The organism is Micromonospora sp. CMU55-4 (assembly GCF_011602315.1).
GTDB classification, from domain to species: domain Bacteria; phylum Actinomycetota; class Actinomycetes; order Mycobacteriales; family Micromonosporaceae; genus Micromonospora; species Micromonospora chalcea.
The window spans coordinates 254,277-270,003 of record NZ_JAAOLH010000003.1; the positions used below are offsets into that span (position 1 = coordinate 254,277).

Consider the following 15,727-nt stretch of genomic DNA (forward strand, 5'->3'; position numbering starts at 1 on the left):
CCCCTTTGCGTCGTCGCTACCGTCCCAGTGACCGGTTGAGCGCAGATCAAACCTCTCACCTGCGCACATGCCGCGACCAGCGGTGTTTGTCACGCCGGATAGGCGCGCGTCTCCGCTGCCTTGACCGCCGCCCAGACCGGCCGGCCGGGGATCAGCCCGAGGTGGGCCGCGGCGGCGGGCGTCACGTCGGCAGCCACCTCGACCGGGCCGGCCAGCTGCACGCGCAGGTTGTCACCGTGGCGCTGCACGCCGGTGACGGTGGCCGCCCACACGTTGCGCGGGCTGCCCTCGGGCCGGGACGGGTGCAGCGCCACAGCGGCCGGCGGGTACGCGACGAACACGTCACCGTGGACGGTGTCGGCGGTGGTGAGTGCCAGCTCACCGACGGTGACCGTGTGCCCGTCGGCGCGGCCGCGGTGCAGGTTCAGCCCGACCAGCCGGGCCACGTAGTCGGTGCGTGGCCGCGCCGTGACGGTGGCGGCGTCACCCTCCTGCACCACCCGGCCGTGCTCCACGATGACCAGCCGGTCGGCGAGCACCAGCGCGTCGAGGGGGTCGTGGGTGACGAGCAGCGTCGCGCCGGGATGCGCGCCGAGGTGGCGCTGGAGTTCGGCGCGGGTGTCCAGCCGGGTCCGCGCGTCGAGCGCGGCCAGGGGCTCGTCGAGCAGCAGCAGGGCCGGGTCGACGGCGAGCGCGCGGGCCAGCGCGACCCGCTGCGCCTGCCCGCCGGAGAGCTGCCGGGGCCGGCGCCGGGCCTGGTCGCCGAGGCCGACCCGGTCCAGCCACTCCTGGGCACGGGCGCGGGCGGCCCGCTTGTCGGCGCCCCGGCGGCGCGGCCCGAACGCCACGTTGTCCAGCGCGCTCAGGTGCGGGAACAGCAGGTAGTCCTGGAACACCACGCCGACCGGCCGCCGTTCCGGCGGCGTCCACATCCGGCGGTCCGGCCGGTCCAGGTCGGCGCCGTCGAGCGTGAGATGCCCGGCGGTGAGCGGGTGCAGCCCGGCGAGCACCCGCAGCGCGGTGGTCTTGCCCGCGCCGTTGGGGCCGAGCAGCGCCACCACCTCACCGGCGGCGATGCGCAGCCGCACGTCGAGGGTGAAGCCGTCCCGGTCGGCGACCAGGTGCGCGTCCAGCAGCGCGGTCATGTGCTGCCGACCCACTTGTCGCGCAGCGCGGCGAGGATGACCACGGAGACGGTGAGCAGAATCAGGCTCAGCACGATCGCGGCCTGCAGGTCGGTCTCCAGCGCAAGGTAGACAGCCAGCGGCATGGTCTGGGTGCGGCCCGGATAGTTGCCGGCGAACGTGATGGTGGCGCCGAACTCGCCGAGCGCGCGGGCCCAACAGAGCACCGCCCCGGCCGCCACGCCCGGGGCGACCAGCGGCAGCGTGACCCGGGTGAACGTGGTGAACCGCCCGGCGCCGAGCGTGGCGGCGGCCTCCTCGTACCGGGGGTCGGCGCCGCGCAGCGCCCCCTCGACGGCGATGACCAGGAACGGCATGGCCACGAACGCCTCGGCCAGCACCACCCCGGCGGTGGTGAACGGCAGCGTCACGCCGAACGTCTCGTCCAGCCACGAGCCGATCAGCCCGCGCCGGCCGAAGACCAGCAGCAGCGCCACGCCGCCTACCACCGGCGGCAGCACCAGCGGCACCGTGACCAGCGCCCGGACCAGCCGCCGCCCGGGGAACTCCACGCGGGCCAGCAGCCACGCCAGGGGTACGCCGAGCGCCACGCAGAGCAGCGTGGCGACGGTGGCGGTCACCAGCGACAGCCGCAGCGCGGTGAGCACACCCGGTTCGGTCAGCCGCCCGGGCAGCGTCGTCCAGGGGGCTCGCAGCAGCAGACCGGCCAGCGGCAGGACGAGGAAGGCCAGTCCCAGCCCGGCGGGCACGAGCAGGGCGATCGGCACCCGCTGCCGGCGTACCGTGCGGCTCATGCGCCGGGCGGCGCCTGGAACCCGGCGGCGGTGAGCACGGCGAGCCCGGCGTCGGAGCGGACGAAGTCGACGAAGGCGCGGGCGCCGGCCGGGTTCCCGGCGGCGCGCAGCACCACGATCGGGTAGTCGTTCACCGCGCGCGCGGACTCCGGGAACTCGACGGCGTCGAGCCCGGGGGCGGCGCGGACGTCGGTGCGGTAGACCAGCGCGGCGTCGACCTCGCCGAGGCGCAGCTTGGCCAGCGCGCCCTTGACGTCCTGTTCGAGCGTGGCGGGCGTGAGCCGCACACCCGCCGCGTCGAGCGCGGTGCGCGCGGCGGCGCCGCAGGGCACCTGCTCGGCGCAGAGCGCCACCTTGACGCCGGGGCGGGCGAGGTCGGCCAGGCCGCCGACCCGGGCCGGGTTACCCCGGGGTACGGCCACGACGAGCTGGTTGCGGACCAGCACCGCCGGTTCGCCCGCGGCGTCACCGGCGTCGGTGACCGTCTTCATGGTGGCCGGGGACGCGGCGGCGAACACGTCGGCCGGCGCGCCCTGGGTGATCTGGGTGGCCAGCCCGGAGCTGCCGCCGAAGTTGAACCGAACGGTGCGGCCCGGGTGCGCGGCCTCGTAGTCCTTGCCGAGCCGGGTGAACGACTCGGTGAGCGAGGCGGCGGCGAACACCGTCACCGGGCCGGCGCCGTCGGGCCCGGCCGGGGCGTCCGCGCCGCCGCAGCCGGTCAGGCCGAGCGCCGCCACCAGCGCGCCGGCGAGGGCGGCGCGGATCCACCGTACGGTCACGGGCTGGTCCTTCCCCTGGGGGTGGCTCGCTCGACCACGACGGTGGTCGACTTGATCACGGCGACGGCGACGGCGCCGACCTGGAGGTCGAGGTCGTCGACAGCCTCGCGGCTCATCAGCGACACCACCCGGAACGGCCCGGCCTGGATGTCCACCTGGGCCATCACGGTGTCCTTGACCACGGCGGTGACGATGCCGCGCAGCCGGTTGCGGGCGGAGGACAGCTCGGGGTGGCCGGGAGCGCGGACGAACGCTGCGACGTCGGCGCCGTCGAGCACCCGGTGGCCGTGCTCGTCGCGGGTGGCCGGCAGCTTGCCGGCGTCGATCCAACGGCGGACCGTGTCCGCGCTGACCCCGAGCAGTTCGGCTGCCTCACCGATCCGGAACACCGTCACGCGCTCACCCTAGCGGCCCGCAGATGCAAGCCGGAAGGGGCATGGTGGCTCGCATCCGCGAACCTCAAGGCGGCTCGGGAACCGGAACTGCGGGTCATTCGGCCGGGGTGATCCGGACCCGGCGCAGCAGTTGGGCGTTGAGCGCCACCACGATGGTGGAGGCGGACATCAGCACCGCGCCCAGCGCCGGGCTGAGCGCGATCCCGGCCCAGGCGAGGACACCGGCGGCCAGCGGGATCGCGACCACGTTGTAGCCGGCCGCCCAGGCCAGGTTCTGCCGCATCTTCCGGTACGACGCGCGGGACAGCCGGATCACGCCGCCGACGCCGCGCGGGTCGGAGCCGGCCAGCACCACCCCGGCGGACTCGATCGCCACGTCGGTGCCGGCGCCGATGGCCAGCCCGACGTCGGCGCGCGCGAGCGCCGGGGCGTCGTTCACGCCGTCGCCGACCATCGCCACCGTCAGTCCCCGACCGCGCAGCTCGGCCACCGCCTTGTCCTTGTCGGCCGGGAGCACCTCGGCGAAGACCTCGTCGACGCCGGGCCGGAACCCGAGGTCGGCGGCGACCGCCTCGGCCACCGGGCGCGCGTCGCCGGTGATCATCACGATCTTGCGTACGCCGAGGTCGCGCAGCTCGGCCACGGCGGCCCGCGCCTCCGGGCGGACCTGGTCCTCCAGCCCGAACGCGGCGGTCACCTCCGGCTGCCCGCCCTCGGGCAGCCGGACCAGGTGCAGCACCGCGGCGCCCCGGCCCGACCACTCCTGCGCGGCCCGGGCCAGGTCGTCCGGCACCGGGGCGTCGAGTTCGCGCAGCAGGGCCGGTCCGCCGACCGCCCAGTCCACGCCGTCCACGGTGGCGCGCACGCCCCGGCCGGTCAGCGCCCGGAAGCCGCGCGCGACCGGACGCGCCGGGCCGGGCTCGGCGTCGGACCCGGTCGGAGACGTCGGCCCGGGAGACGTCGGCCCGGGAGACGTCGGCCCGGGAGACGTCGGCCGCACGTCGGCGGCGGCGACGAGCGCACGGGCCAGCGGGTGCTCGCTGTCGGCCTCGACCGCGCCGGCCACGGCCAGGGCGGCGGCGGAGTCCATCCCGCCGGTGGCGGCCACGCCGGTCACCGTGTGCCGGCCGGTGGTGAGCGTGCCGGTCTTGTCGAACAGGACGGTGTCGACGGTGCGCATCCGCTCCAGCGCGAGCCGGTCCTTGACCAGGATGCCGGCGCGCGCCGACAGCGCTGTGGACAGCGCCACCACCAGCGGGATCGCCAGGCCGAGCGCGTGCGGGCAGGCGATCACCAGCACCGTCACGGTGCGTACCACCGCCTGGTCGGGGTCGCCGAGCAGCGCCCACACCGCGAACGTCGCCAGGCCGGCGAACGCCGCCAGGTAGAACAGCAGCGCGGCGAACCGGTCGGCGAGCACCTGCGCGCGCCCGCCGGAGGCCTGCGCCTCGGCGACGAGCCGCCCGATGCCGGCCAGCGCGGTGTCCGCGCCGACCGCGTCGACGCGTACCCGGAGGGTGGAGTCGGTGGCCACGGTGCCGGCGACCACCCGGTCCCCGGCGGCGCGGGCCACCGGCCGCGACTCCCCCGTGATCATCGACTCGTCCAGTTCGGCGGCGCCCTCGACGATCCGGCCGTCGGCCGGCACCCGTCCGCCGGGGCGCACCAGCACCAGGTCGCCCACCCGCAGCTCGCCGACCGGCACCGGATGCGGCCGCCCGGCGTCGTCCAGGCGCTCGGCGTCGTCGGGCAGCAGCGCCGCGAGGGCGCCGAGCGCGCCGCGTGCCTGCCCGACCGCCCGCATCTCCTGCCAGTGGCCGAGCAGCATGATGGTGACCAGCGCGGCCAGCTCCCACCAGAAGTCCAGGTCGAACAGGCCGATGCTGGTGGCGGCCGAGGCGAGGTACGCGACGACTATCGCCATCGAGATCAGCAGCATCATGCCGGGGCTGCGTTCGCGCAGCTCACGCAGGCCGCCGGTGAGGAACGGCCAGCCGCCGTAGAGGAAGACCACGGTGCCGAGCACCGGGCCGACCCAGCGCACGCCGGGAAGGTCGATCGAGTAGCCGAACCAGTCCATCACCATGTGACTGGTGGCGACGATCGGCAGGGTCAGCGCCAGGCTCAGCCAGAATCGGCGGCGGAACTGCTCCGGGTCGTGCCCGGCGTGCGCGCCGCCGCCATGATCGGTGCCGTGGTCGCCGTGGTGAGCGGGTGAGTGCTCCATCGGGCGTCACCTCCGCCGACCACCATACCCCCTGGGGGTAATACGTGACGGGCGATCAGCGCTGGGGGCGGGCGCCGACGCTCGGCCGGTCCGCCGGAGGGCGGCCCTGCCAGGGCCACCGACCGTCCAGCTCCACCTCGAGGGAGAAGCTGAGGAACGTACGGACCAGCACGATCAGCGCCAGCACGCCGACGCTGGTGAACGTGGGCGACACCGCGACGGTCCGGATGATGTCGCCGCCGACCAGGAACTCCAGGCCGAGCAGGATGGCCCGGCCGACCCCCTGCCGGTACGCCCGGTAGTGCGCCACCACCTGCCGGGTCCGGACGCAGCGCACCGCGAACACGACTGTGGCGACCGCGACACCGACCGCGATCACCAGCACCCCGGCCAGGTCCAGCAGCGCCCCGACGTGCTGGACGATCTCCTTCGTCGGCACCCGGCACCCCCGCACCAGCCTGGCGTACGGCCGGTCGCGGGGGCGGCGTTTCCGCGCTCCCGCCACCCGGAGGGCGGGAGCGCGGAGGCGTGCTCAGTCCTGGGCCTGCCAGCGGTAGAAGACGGTGGCCAGGGAGTCCTGCGGGCCCTGCCACTTCTCCGGCCGGTACGGCTCGATGTACGGGCCGAGGTCCTGCATCACCTTGCCGAAGGCGGGCTTGTCGCCGTGCCGGTCGCGGGTGGCCTCGGCCGCCGACGTCTCCTGTTCCAGCAGGTGCACGTAGACGTCGTCGATCGAGTAGAGCCAGCGGCCGGTGACCCCGAGGTCGGCCGGGAGCGACCCGGCGTCGGACTCGGCGAAGACCCGCGCCACGTCCGGCTCGGCGCCGGGCTTGATCCGCCCGACGATGACGGTGAGCGTGGTGTCGGCGGGCGGCTCGCCCTCGGGCGCCCAGTGGTAGAACTCCTTCGCCACCGAGTCCGACGGGTTCTTCCAGTAGCGCGGGTACGGGGTCACGTACGGGCCGATCTCCTCGGCGATCTTCTGGAAGGCGGGCAGCCCGCGCGTCTGCCCGGAGATCCGCGGGTCCTGCTCCCGCTCGATCACGTGCAGGTAGAGGTCGTGGTGGGACAGCAGGTACCGGCCGATGACGCCCAGGTCCTGCGGCCGGGTGGCCTGGTCGTAGTGGCCGAACACGTCGCCGACGATCTGCTCGCTGCCGGGGACCATGTGACAGACGATCACGTTGCGGAAGACCATGACTGCTCCTTGATGATTGCGACGGGGGCGGCGGCGCGAGGCGGCGGCGCCGTCAGGCGGTGAAGGTGACAGGCAGTTCCAGCAGGCCGCGGAACGGCGAGGCGGCGGGGAGCCGGCGCACCTGCGCGAGCGGCACGCCCAGGCGCAGTCCGGGCAGCCGGCGCAGCAGCGCGCCGAGCGCGAGTTCGGCCTCCATCCGGGCCAGCGAGACGCCCAGGCAGTAGTGGACGCCGTGCCCGAACCCGAGGTGCGGGCCCCGGACGCGGCGCAGGTCCAGCTGGTCCGGGTCGGCGAAGTGCGCCGGGTCGTGGTTGGCCGCGTTGATCGCGACTCCGACGATCGCGCCGCGCGGAATGCGTACGCCCTGGTAGTCGACGTCCTCGGTGGCGATGCGCGGGCTGGCCACGGGCAGCGGCCCGTCGAACCGGAGCAGTTCCTCGATCGCGGCCGGCAGCAGGCGCGGCGTGGCGCGCAGCAGTTCCATCTGCTCGGGGTGGGTGAGCAGCGCCAGCACCGCGTTGCCGAGGAAGTCGGCGGTGGTCTGGTGCCCGGCGAACAGCAGCAGGAACGTGGTGGTGACCAGTTCCGCCTCGGACAGCGTCCCGTCCTGGTCGACCGCCCGGATCAACGCGGCGATGATGTCGTCGGCCGGGTCGTCGCGTTTGGCCCGGACCAGCCCGGCCAGGTAGTGGTGCAGCCGCAACTGGGCCTCCTGCACCGCGGCCCGTTCCTGCGCCGGCGGCCGGCTGGTGGAGCCGGAGGTGCGGATGACCTGGGTCCAGTCGAGCACCCGGTCGTGGTCGGCCGGCGGCACGCCGAGCAGTTCGCAGATGACAGTCATCGGCAGCGGGATGGCGAACTCGTGCATCAGGTCCGCCTCGCCGTGCGGCGCCATCTTGTCGATCAACTGGTCGACGATCGACGCCACCCGGGGGCGCAGCGCCTCGATCCGCCGCGGCGCGAACGCCTGCGACACCACGCGACGCAGCCGGGTGTGCTCCGGCGGGTCGGAGTTGAGCATGTTGCGGTTCAGGCCCTCGGAGTTCGGGCCGAAGATCTTCAGGTAGTGCTGGTCCGGGCCGTACAGGTCCTTGGACAGGCGCGGGTCGGTCAACGCGGTGCGGGCGTCGTCGAAGCGGGTGATCAGCCAGGAGTCGAAGCGCGGCGAGCCGACCGGGCAGACCGGCCGCTCGGCGCGCAGCCGCGCCAGCGCGGGGTACGGGTCGGCCGCGAACGAGTCGGTGTACAGCTCGCTCGCCGGCATCACGTCGTCGGTCATTGCCCCTCCCCCGGCTCGCCGGCCACGCTGTGCAGCACCTGGTAGGTGTGCCGGTCGGCGGACTCGCGCAGCTCCCGGATGACGCGCAGCAGCCGGTCGCGCTGCTCGCTGCGGCCGAACGCGTCCAGCCGCTCGCGGTCGGCCCAGTCGCTGATGACCAGGTAGCTGCGCGGGTCGTCGGCGTCACGGACCAGGTCCTGGTGCAGGCAGCCGTCCAGGGTGCGGATCTGTTCGGCGGCGCTGAGCCATTCGGCCTCGAAGCGCTCCGCGCACCCCTCCCGGGTCCGCATCGCCAGCACGGTCCGGACCCGGCTCACCGCGCGCCCCCGAACACCAGGTGCAGGTGCTTGCGCAGCGCGTCCGGGTCGACCGGCGCGCCCCGGAAGCCGACGTGCCCGTCCGGGCGGATCAGGTACAGGCCGGTGCCGTCCAGCCCGTACCCGGCGCGGAAGCGCCGTTCGGCGTCGCGCACCACCGGCGGGTCCAGCAGTCGCGGTTCGTCGGCGTCCGGGTCGAGCAGCAGGTACGCGTCGAGTTCCCCGCCGGCGAGCCGCCGCGCGTCGGCGCACAGGCCGGTGAACGCGGCGAGTTCCTCCGCGCCGGCCGTGCGGTCGGCGTAGAGCAGCAGCGTGTGCCGGGTGCCCCGGGTCAGGTCACGCAGGCGCAGCGGGTGGCCGACGCCGCGGCGGCGCAGCCCGTCGACGTCGGGCGCGATGTCGCCGGGGCGGGGCGCGTCGCCGAGCGCGGCCGGGTCGGCGACGGTCTCCCCGACCAGCGGGCTGCCGGCGTAACTGAGCAGCATGGACATCTCCTGGAGGAACTGCCGTTCCAGGTCGGCGCGGTCCACCTCCTCGGTGCCGGCCATCCGTACCGCCCGGCCGACGATCTCCTCGCCCTCCGGCCGCCGCTCGGTCTCGTAGCTGTCCAGCAGTCCGGGCGCGGCGAGCCCGCGTACCGCGAGCGCGAGTTTCCAGGCCAGGTTCCAGGCGTCCTGGATGCCGGTGTTCATGCCCTGGCCGCCGGCCGGCGGGTGCAGGTGGGCGGCGTCCCCGGCGACGAAGACCCGGCCGTCGCGGTAGCGGTCGACGATGCCGTGGCTGATCCGGAACACCGACGACCAGCGCAGGTTGCTCGCCCGGGTGCCGGGTGGCGCGAGGCGGTCCAGCGCGGCCTGCACGTCTTCGATGGTGGGCTCGTCGAGTTCCTCGCTGAACCCGGGCGGGGCGTCGCGTCCGCCGGTCTGGGCGAAGAACCGGGGCGGGGCGAGGGTGGCTATGCGGTAGCGGTGCTCGCCGCGCAGCGGTACGCAGACGAGCATGCCGTCCATCTGCCCGTCGGTCATGTGCAGGAACCGCAGCAGGTGCCCGTCCGGCATGTCCCAGTCCACGTCGACGTCGACCAGCATGAACAGTTGCGGGAACCGGCCGAGCCCGCCGGTGAAGGTGAGCCCGAGCTGCTCCCGGACGCGGCTGTGCGCGCCGTCGGCGCCGACGACGTACCGGGCGCGTACCGTCTCGGTGCCGCCGTCGGCGGTGCGGACGGTGGCGGTCACGCCGTCGGCGTCCTGGGTGAGGTCGGCGAGTTCGGCGCCGCGCCGCGGGCGCACCCCGAGGGCGGCGAGCCGGTCGGTGAGGATGCGCTCGGTCTCGTACTGCGGCAGGCCGAGGTGGGCGTACGGCAGGCCGGGCAGCTCCCAGCTCATCCGGTGGGTCTGCGCGCCGTTGACGAACACCATGTTGCCGGTGAGCCAGATGCCGGCGTCCATGGCCTCCCGGACGACGCCCTGCTCCTCCCAGATCTCCATGGTGCGGCAGTGCACGCCGATCGCCTTGTCGGCGTGGCCGGGCGGGGTCGCCTGCTTGTCGATCACCAGGCAGTCGATGCCCCGCCGGGCCAGTTCGACGGCGGCGGTCAGCCCGGTGGGCCCCGCCCCGACGACGAGTACGTCTGTTGTCCTGTGCACGTCGGCCTCCCAGCCCGTGGTGGGGTGACTGCTGCCGTCCGCGTCGGGCACGACGTGGAACAGGCGGCGCCGGATGTCGAGAAGGAACGGTGCGATCGGTCCGGCCTGCGCGGAGGCGTGGGCCGGGTCGCTGATCCAGGCGAGGAACGGCGCGGCGCCGTCCCACTCGGCGAAGATGTGGTGGATGTCCGAGCCGGGTTCGCGCAGCAGCTGCTCGCGGCGGTAGCCGGGTATCGCGGTCATCCGCCGTACCACCTCGGGGTAGCCCCGGTGGAACTCGGCGAGGCGGTCGCGCGGCACGGTCAGCTCGACGTCCACGTAGACCGGGCCCTCGCCGTCCCCGGTCTCGCGCAGCAGCGGGTAGCCGGGGCCGTCGGCCGGCTCGGTCAGCGGCTGGAGCAGGCCGGCCAGGCGGGCCGCCACCGGCCCGCGCCGGTACGCGCGCAGCGCCGCCTCGTCGGCCCATTCGATGACGACGACGAAGCCGCGCGGGTCGAGGGCGTCGCGCAGCAGCTCGTGCCGCAGGTTGCCGGCCAGCGCGCCGAGCTGCCCCGCCACGGTCTCGAACGCGGGCCCGACGGCGGGCTCGCACCCGGGGCGCGCGCGCAGCCGGAGCATCGTCCTGATCATGCAGCCCCCTCGAACCGTGCCGTCGTCGTGCCGCGACCCTGCCGCAGCCCGCGTCACCACCTCGTCACCGTCGACCCGCCGGAGGTCCGGCCCCGGTGACGCCGCCGGGACGGCGCGCACGACGGTCGGGAGCGTGCTGATGCCGTGCGACCGGCGCAGCCGGCAGACGGATTCCCCACCTGCCTCACTCTGCGTCGACCTCACCGAGCGTGAGAGCGTCGGGGTCGGGCAGGCAGGCCTTTCGGCCGCCTTTGCTCTGCAGCCATCGGCGCATCACTGCACTGACCTGCGGCCCGGACGGTCAGCCCGATTTCGGCAAGATCCCGAACGAGCACTGTCAGTGATCGATGCGTACGCGGCTGCAGAGCAAAGGCGGCCATGTGCGCACGCCCCGCCGGACACTCCCGTGACTCTCCGCGACCGGGGGTGGGGAGGGGTGGCGGATGTGCACGGTCACGGCGTGCACCGTGCCGGTCGCGGGGCCGGCGCGGCGCGACGTGCCTGCGGCCCGGCCCGACGACGGTCGCGGCGCGGCCCGGCGCAGCGCGGCCGGTGGTCAGGCCAGCAGGCGGGCCAGTTCGGTGCGGGAGCGCACACCCAGCCGGTGGAACACGTTGCGCAGGTGGTGGTCGACGGTCCGGGTGGACAGCGACATCCGGGTGGCGATCTCCCGGTTGGTCGCCCCCTGCGCGACCAACCGGGCGATGTGCAGCTGCTGCCCGGTCAGCAACTGCTCCGGGCCGTTCGGCGCCGGCCCGACCGACTCCCCCGCCGCGCGCAGCTCCTCGCCCGCCCGGTCGGCCCAGACGGTCGCGCCGAGCACTGTGAACGTCTCCCGCGCCCGGTGCAGGTGGGCCCGGGCGTCGCGGGGGCGGCGCCGGCGGCGCAGCTCGCGGCCGAACAGCAGTTCGGTGCGGGCGCGCTCGAACCGGTCGGTGTCGGCCGGGTGCAGCCGCAGCGCCGCGTGGAACTCCCGTTCGGCCTCCGGGCCGCCCCGGGGCGCGAGCAGCGCGCGGCAGCGCGCCGCCAGGGCCCGCCGCGACGGGCTGGCCGTGCTGCTGGCCCAGTGGTCGAACACGGCGAGCGCGGCGGCCGGGCGCCTGCCGTCGTGGGCGGCGGCCTCCACCAGGTACGGCGTGGCCATCACCTGCACCAGCACCTGCCCCCGGCCGGTGCCGGTGCGGGCCAGCGTGGACAACCGGGCGACCGCGTCGGCGTACCGGCCGTCGATGAGGTCCAGCACACCGAGCGCCCACCTGGCGTACGCGTCCGGCCGGCTCCCGGGCGCGGCCCCGTCACCGATCTCGGCGATCCGGGCCAGCGCGCCGGCCCGGTCGGCGCGTACCGCGGCCAGCACCGCGAGGATGCCGAGGTGCACCTGGGCGCAGGCGTGCTGGCCGGTGTCGCGGGCGGCGCGCACGCCCTCGCGGGCGGTCTCCGCCGCCGCCTCGTGCCGGCCCAGCCAGTACTCGGCGACGGCGCGCAGCTCCAGCGCCCGGGGCAGCAGGGACAGCTCGCCGCGCGAGCGGGCCACGTCGACCGCCCGGCCGGCGAGCCGGTGCGCGGGCCCGTCCACCGCCACCAGCAGCGCCGCCGCGGCGGCGCAGACCAGCGCGCCCGGGGTGAGCGCGGGCCCGGACAGCCGGCCGCCGAGGACGACGACCCGGCGCAGCGCCGGACCGCCACGGGCGTGGTCGCCGCGCAGGGTCGCCCCGACGCCCACCGCGAAGGTGGCCAGCAGGTCCAGGTCGGGCGGGTCGCCGGGCCGCCGCAGCGCCTCCGCGCGGCGGGCCACCTCGGCGTAGCGGAACTGGTCGCCGGTGACGCAGATGGCCTCGCCCGCGCGGACCAGCGCGAGCAGGGCGGAGCGCCGGTCGGCCGGCGCGACCGCGTCGGCGGCGGCCAGCAGCGTGGCGACCGCGGCGGCGGGCGCGTCGCAGCGCAGCTGCATCTCGCCGCGGAGCAGGTCGGCCCGGTCCTGTGCGGGCGGCGCGGCGGTCAGGTGCCGTAGCAGCCCCCGGGCCTGGTCCGGGTCGCCGGCGGTCCAGGCGCAGCGGGCCGCCGCCACCGTCAGTTCGGCGGCCCGCCCGGGATCGGCGGTCAGCTCGGCGGCGCGGCGCAGCGCGGCGGCCGCGGCGGCGCGGTCGGACGCCCCGTCCACCGCCGCCGTCAGTTCGGCGGCGAGCACGTCGGCCGGGCAGTCGGGGGCGGTGGCGTGGCGCAGCGCGCGGCCCAGCGGGCCGCCGGCGAGCGTGCCGGCCAGCAGCAGGTGCGCCGCGCGCAGGTCGGCCAGCGGCGCGACGGCGGTGATCATCGTGCGGGCGAGCGGGTGCGGGAACGTCACCCCGCCGGGCCCGGTCCGCAGCAGCCCGGCCGCCTCGGCGGGGGCGAGCGCTTCCACGGTCAGACCGGCGGACCAGGCGGCGCGTACCAGCGTGCCCGGGTCGGCGGCGTCGTCGAGCGCGGCGAGCAGCACCATCCGCCGGGTCGGCGCCGGCAGCCGGTCCAGGCGGGCCCGGTACGCGGCGGCGAGCGCGCCGTCCACCGGCGGCGTGCCGGGCAACGGCGCCTCGCCCCGCCACTGGGCCGGGGTGAGGCTGCCGGCCAGGTCGGCCAGCGCCGCCGGGCTGCCGCCGCTGAGCGTGGCCAGCGCGGCGGCCACCGGCGCGGACGGCCGGTGCCCCCGGTCGGTGAGCATCGCGTGGCACTCGTCGGCGTCCAGCGGGCGCAGCCGGTGCGCCGGCACGCCGTCGACAGTGGCCGGGGCGGTGGCGGTCAGCAGCACCGCCACCGGCAGCCGGCGCAGTCGGCGCGCCACGACGGCGAGCGTCCAGGCGCTCTGCCGGTCGCCGATGTCGAGGTCGTCCACCGTGCACAGCAGCGGCCGGTCCGCGGCCACGGCGGCGAGCAGGGAGCGGACCGCCGCGGCGAGGGCCAGCCGCTGGTCGGCCGGGCAGCCGTCGCCGCCGAGCACGCGGCGCAGCAGCCGGCGCTGCCGCACCGGCAGCGCGGTGTCCGCGTCCAGCACCGGGTCGAGCAGGCGGTGCAGGCCGGCGTAGGGCAACGTCGACTCGTCGGCCAGGCCGGCGCCGGTGAGCACCGTGCGTCCCGTCGCCCACCGGCGGGCGTACGCCAGCAGGGCGCTGCGGCCGGCGCCGGGCGGCCCGTGGAACAGCAGCGCGCCGCCGGAGTCCCGGTCGAGGAGCCGGCGGATCGCGTCGCACTCGTCGTCCCGGCCCCGCAGAGCAATATGCACTGTCGATGCAGAAAGCATGCATGCAGTGTCACAGATGGGCAACCCGTCGGAAAAGAGGCGGACATGCTGCCGGGGTGGTCGTCGCGACGACCACCCCGGCAGCGGGCGGGCTCAGGCGCTCGGGCAGGTGTTGCGGTACTCCTGGATCGCCGACCCGCTCGGGCCGGGGCAGAGGAACTGCTCGTAGCGGGTGTCGTCGTCGACGAACCGCTTCAGCCAGGCCACCATCTGCTTCGCCGTCGGCGTGTTCGTCGTCTGCGGGAAGAAGTGGCTCGCGCCGTCCAGCTCCAGGTACGCCTTCTCCGAGGACGCCGGGATGCTGTTGTAGAACGGGATCGAGTGGGTCGCCACCGGCGCGACGCTGTCGGTCTCGCCGCCGATGATGAGCGTTGGCACCCGTACATCGGACCAGGTCTTGTCCAGGTTCCACGGCGCCAGCGGAACGGCGGCCTGCAGCGACGGCCGCGCCGCCGCGGCCTCCAGGCTGCCGCCGCCGCCCATCGAGTGACCGGCCACCGCGAGCCGGGACGAGTCGATCCGGCCGCGCACCGAGCTGCGCTCGGTCAGGTAGTCCAGCGCGGCCAGGAGCTGCCGGCCCCGGCTGGCCGGCTGGTCCAGCCGGGTGTTGGTCTCGATGCCGATCACCACGAAGCCGTGTGAGGCGATCCGCGGGCCGAGCCAGCTCAGGCTGGACCAGGAGGCGGTGTAGCCGGGCGAGATGGCGACCGCGCCGAAGGTGCCCTCGGCGGTGCTGGTCGGGTAGTAGATGACGCCGCCGCCGAAGCCGGTCACGCTCAGCGAGGAGACGTTGATCGACGAGGTGGCGAACGGGCCGCGGCTGGCCTCCAGGATGGCGCTGGTGGGCGCCGGGCCGCGCTCGTAGGGGCTGGCGGCGCTCGCCGAGACCGGGGCGGCGAGCGCGCCGCCGGTGGCGAGCAGCGCCGCCACGGCGAACCGGGCCAGGGCACGGACGGGGGTACGGGAACGGATGGTGGTGGGCACGTCGGTCACTCCTTGCGCCGGAATTACATCGACATGGGTCAGCATCGATGCCTTCGGCGCGGCGCGCATCGGCGAAATCACCGGTCCGCGCGGGCGGCGGGCAGGACGTGGCGGCGGCACTGCGGGCGGTCCGCACGCTGAACCGGCCCGGCTGTCACTCGGTGAACTCGCAGAAGGACAGCACCCCGTCGAACCGCCCGGCGGCGAGGTCGTCGTGGCGGATCAGGAACCGCGCGTTGACGTACTCCTCGTCCGGTACGCCGAACTGGGCCAGCGGCACCCACTCGCGCACCACCCGCTGCTCTTCCTCGTACTGAGCCACCAGCCGCTCCGCGCGGGGCAGGGAGCTCGCCTGCTGCATCCGCTCCCGGTCCGTCATGAACGTCTCGGGCGGATCCTGCGCCGAGATGGTGTAGCCGCCGACGAAGACGTCGTGCTGAATCCACCCGTCCCGCTCCGGCCAGAGCTGCTCGAGCAGCGCGCCCATCTCCTTGCGGTGCGGCAGGTCGCGCAGCAGCTTGATCTGGGTGTCGCACAGCCACTCCTCCGAGCGGTCCAGCCAGTCCGGCAGTTCCGCCTGGAGCCCGGCGTACATCTCGTGCTCGGGGGCGAGGAAACGGCCCAGGTCGGTCCCGGCGGGTAGGACGTCCACACCGTCCACCGTCTCGGCGCCGGCCGGGACGTACACGACCCGCGCGTACGCCTTCTCGTTCTCGATGCCGCAGACGTCCTGTGCGCCCTCCTGGTCGAGGAAGAACAGCAGCGTGCCGTCGGCCGGCAGGGCGAGGTCGGGCACCCGGGGCAGCGCCGCGCAGTCGAGCCGGAGCAGGAACGGCAACGGAGAGCCCTCCGGGCACGTGGGCCACGGCACGCCCACCGGCAGCCGCGGCCGCCCGCCCCGCCGCCCGGCGTGCACGCCGTCCTCACGCCGCCAGGCGTGGATCCGGAACCGGATCAGCTCCGCGAAGCGGGCCACCTCGCCCTCGGGCACGCCCTGCGCGATCGCCGCCCGCCGGAACTGCTCTCTCTCATCCATGATCGTGGAGAGTAGCGGCACCG

General features: G+C 75.4%; 13 protein-coding genes. All 13 read right to left on the reverse strand.

The genetic code is table 11. The features are described from left to right. Positions 1–89 precede the first annotated feature (89 nt). The 13 genes from HA073_RS07355 to HA073_RS07415 all read right to left on the reverse strand — a co-directional run bounded on the left by HA073_RS07355 (position 90) and on the right by HA073_RS07415 (position 15,704). Positions 90–1,145 carry an ABC transporter ATP-binding protein gene (locus HA073_RS07355; protein WP_166455974.1) on the reverse strand — a complete coding sequence of 352 codons (1,056 nt, stop codon included), beginning with the start codon at positions 1,143–1,145 and terminating at the stop codon, positions 90–92. Beyond that, entirely contained in the window at positions 1,142–1,939 is a 798-nt protein-coding gene (locus HA073_RS07360; protein WP_064445678.1) for an ABC transporter permease, read from the reverse strand. Before HA073_RS07360 ends, HA073_RS07355 begins: the two co-directional genes overlap by 4 nt. Next, complete coding sequence (modA, locus tag HA073_RS07365) at positions 1,936–2,718, reverse strand: molybdate ABC transporter substrate-binding protein (protein ID WP_166455975.1); 783 nt, start codon at positions 2,716–2,718, stop codon at positions 1,936–1,938. Before modA ends, HA073_RS07360 begins: the two co-directional genes overlap by 4 nt. Beyond that, positions 2,715–3,113 carry a molybdopterin-binding protein gene (locus HA073_RS07370; RefSeq protein WP_043323433.1) on the reverse strand — a complete coding sequence of 133 codons (399 nt, stop codon included), beginning with the start codon at positions 3,111–3,113 and terminating at the stop codon, positions 2,715–2,717. Before HA073_RS07370 ends, modA begins: the two co-directional genes overlap by 4 nt. A gap of 94 nt (positions 3,114–3,207) precedes the next feature. Continuing rightward, positions 3,208–5,340 (reverse strand): heavy metal translocating P-type ATPase, encoded by a 2,133-nt coding sequence (locus tag HA073_RS07375; RefSeq protein ID WP_166455976.1) that lies wholly within the window; start codon positions 5,338–5,340, stop codon positions 3,208–3,210. Positions 5,341–5,395: 55 nt separating this feature from the next. Further along, positions 5,396–5,779 (reverse strand): DUF1622 domain-containing protein, encoded by a 384-nt coding sequence (locus HA073_RS07380; protein WP_043323431.1) that lies wholly within the window; start codon positions 5,777–5,779, stop codon positions 5,396–5,398. Positions 5,780–5,872: 93 nt separating this feature from the next. Beyond that, positions 5,873–6,538, reverse strand: coding sequence for a TcmI family type II polyketide cyclase (locus HA073_RS07385; protein WP_043323429.1), 666 nt, complete (start codon positions 6,536–6,538; stop codon positions 5,873–5,875). Between the two features lie 52 nt (positions 6,539–6,590). After that, a complete protein-coding gene (locus tag HA073_RS07390) occupies positions 6,591–7,817 on the reverse strand; it encodes a cytochrome P450 (protein WP_166455977.1) in 1,227 nt (408 codons plus the stop codon). Beyond that, complete coding sequence (locus tag HA073_RS07395; RefSeq protein WP_166455978.1) at positions 7,814–8,134, reverse strand: antibiotic biosynthesis monooxygenase family protein; 321 nt, start codon at positions 8,132–8,134, stop codon at positions 7,814–7,816. The genes HA073_RS07390 and HA073_RS07395 overlap by 4 nt, the downstream gene beginning before the upstream one ends. Continuing rightward, positions 8,131–10,410, reverse strand: a complete 2,280-nt coding sequence (locus HA073_RS07400; protein WP_166455979.1) for an FAD-dependent oxidoreductase — start codon at positions 10,408–10,410, stop codon at positions 8,131–8,133. The genes HA073_RS07395 and HA073_RS07400 overlap by 4 nt, the downstream gene beginning before the upstream one ends. Before the next feature lie 556 nt (positions 10,411–10,966). Continuing rightward, positions 10,967–13,684 carry a LuxR family transcriptional regulator gene (locus HA073_RS07405; RefSeq protein WP_166455980.1) on the reverse strand — a complete coding sequence of 906 codons (2,718 nt, stop codon included), beginning with the start codon at positions 13,682–13,684 and terminating at the stop codon, positions 10,967–10,969. Positions 13,685–13,777: 93 nt separating this feature from the next. Beyond that, positions 13,778–14,668 (reverse strand): alpha/beta hydrolase, encoded by an 891-nt coding sequence (locus HA073_RS07410; RefSeq protein WP_113973098.1) that lies wholly within the window; start codon positions 14,666–14,668, stop codon positions 13,778–13,780. Between the two features lie 154 nt (positions 14,669–14,822). Continuing rightward, positions 14,823–15,704, reverse strand: a complete 882-nt coding sequence (locus tag HA073_RS07415) for a DUF1963 domain-containing protein (RefSeq protein WP_113972912.1) — start codon at positions 15,702–15,704, stop codon at positions 14,823–14,825. Positions 15,705–15,727 lie beyond the last annotated feature (23 nt).

Bases quoted from the DNA above. Each gene is read 5' to 3' on its own strand.
- HA073_RS07360 (WP_064445678.1), bottom strand. From the start codon at position 1,939: ATGAGCCGCACGGTACGCCGGCAGCGGGTGCCGATCGCCCTGCTCGTG.
- HA073_RS07415 (WP_113972912.1), bottom strand. From the start codon at position 15,704: ATGGATGAGAGAGAGCAGTTCCGGCGGGCGGCGATCGCGCAGGGCGTG.
- HA073_RS07390 (WP_166455977.1), bottom strand. From the start codon at position 7,817: ATGACCGACGACGTGATGCCGGCGAGCGAGCTGTACACCGACTCGTTC.
- HA073_RS07385 (WP_043323429.1), bottom strand. From the start codon at position 6,538: ATGGTCTTCCGCAACGTGATCGTCTGTCACATGGTCCCCGGCAGCGAG.
- HA073_RS07355 (WP_166455974.1), bottom strand. From the start codon at position 1,145: ATGACCGCGCTGCTGGACGCGCACCTGGTCGCCGACCGGGACGGCTTC.
- HA073_RS07375 (WP_166455976.1), bottom strand. From the start codon at position 5,340: ATGGAGCACTCACCCGCTCACCACGGCGACCACGGCACCGATCATGGC.
- HA073_RS07400 (WP_166455979.1), bottom strand. From the start codon at position 10,410: ATGATCAGGACGATGCTCCGGCTGCGCGCGCGCCCCGGGTGCGAGCCC.
- HA073_RS07405 (WP_166455980.1), bottom strand. From the start codon at position 13,684: ATGCTTTCTGCATCGACAGTGCATATTGCTCTGCGGGGCCGGGACGAC.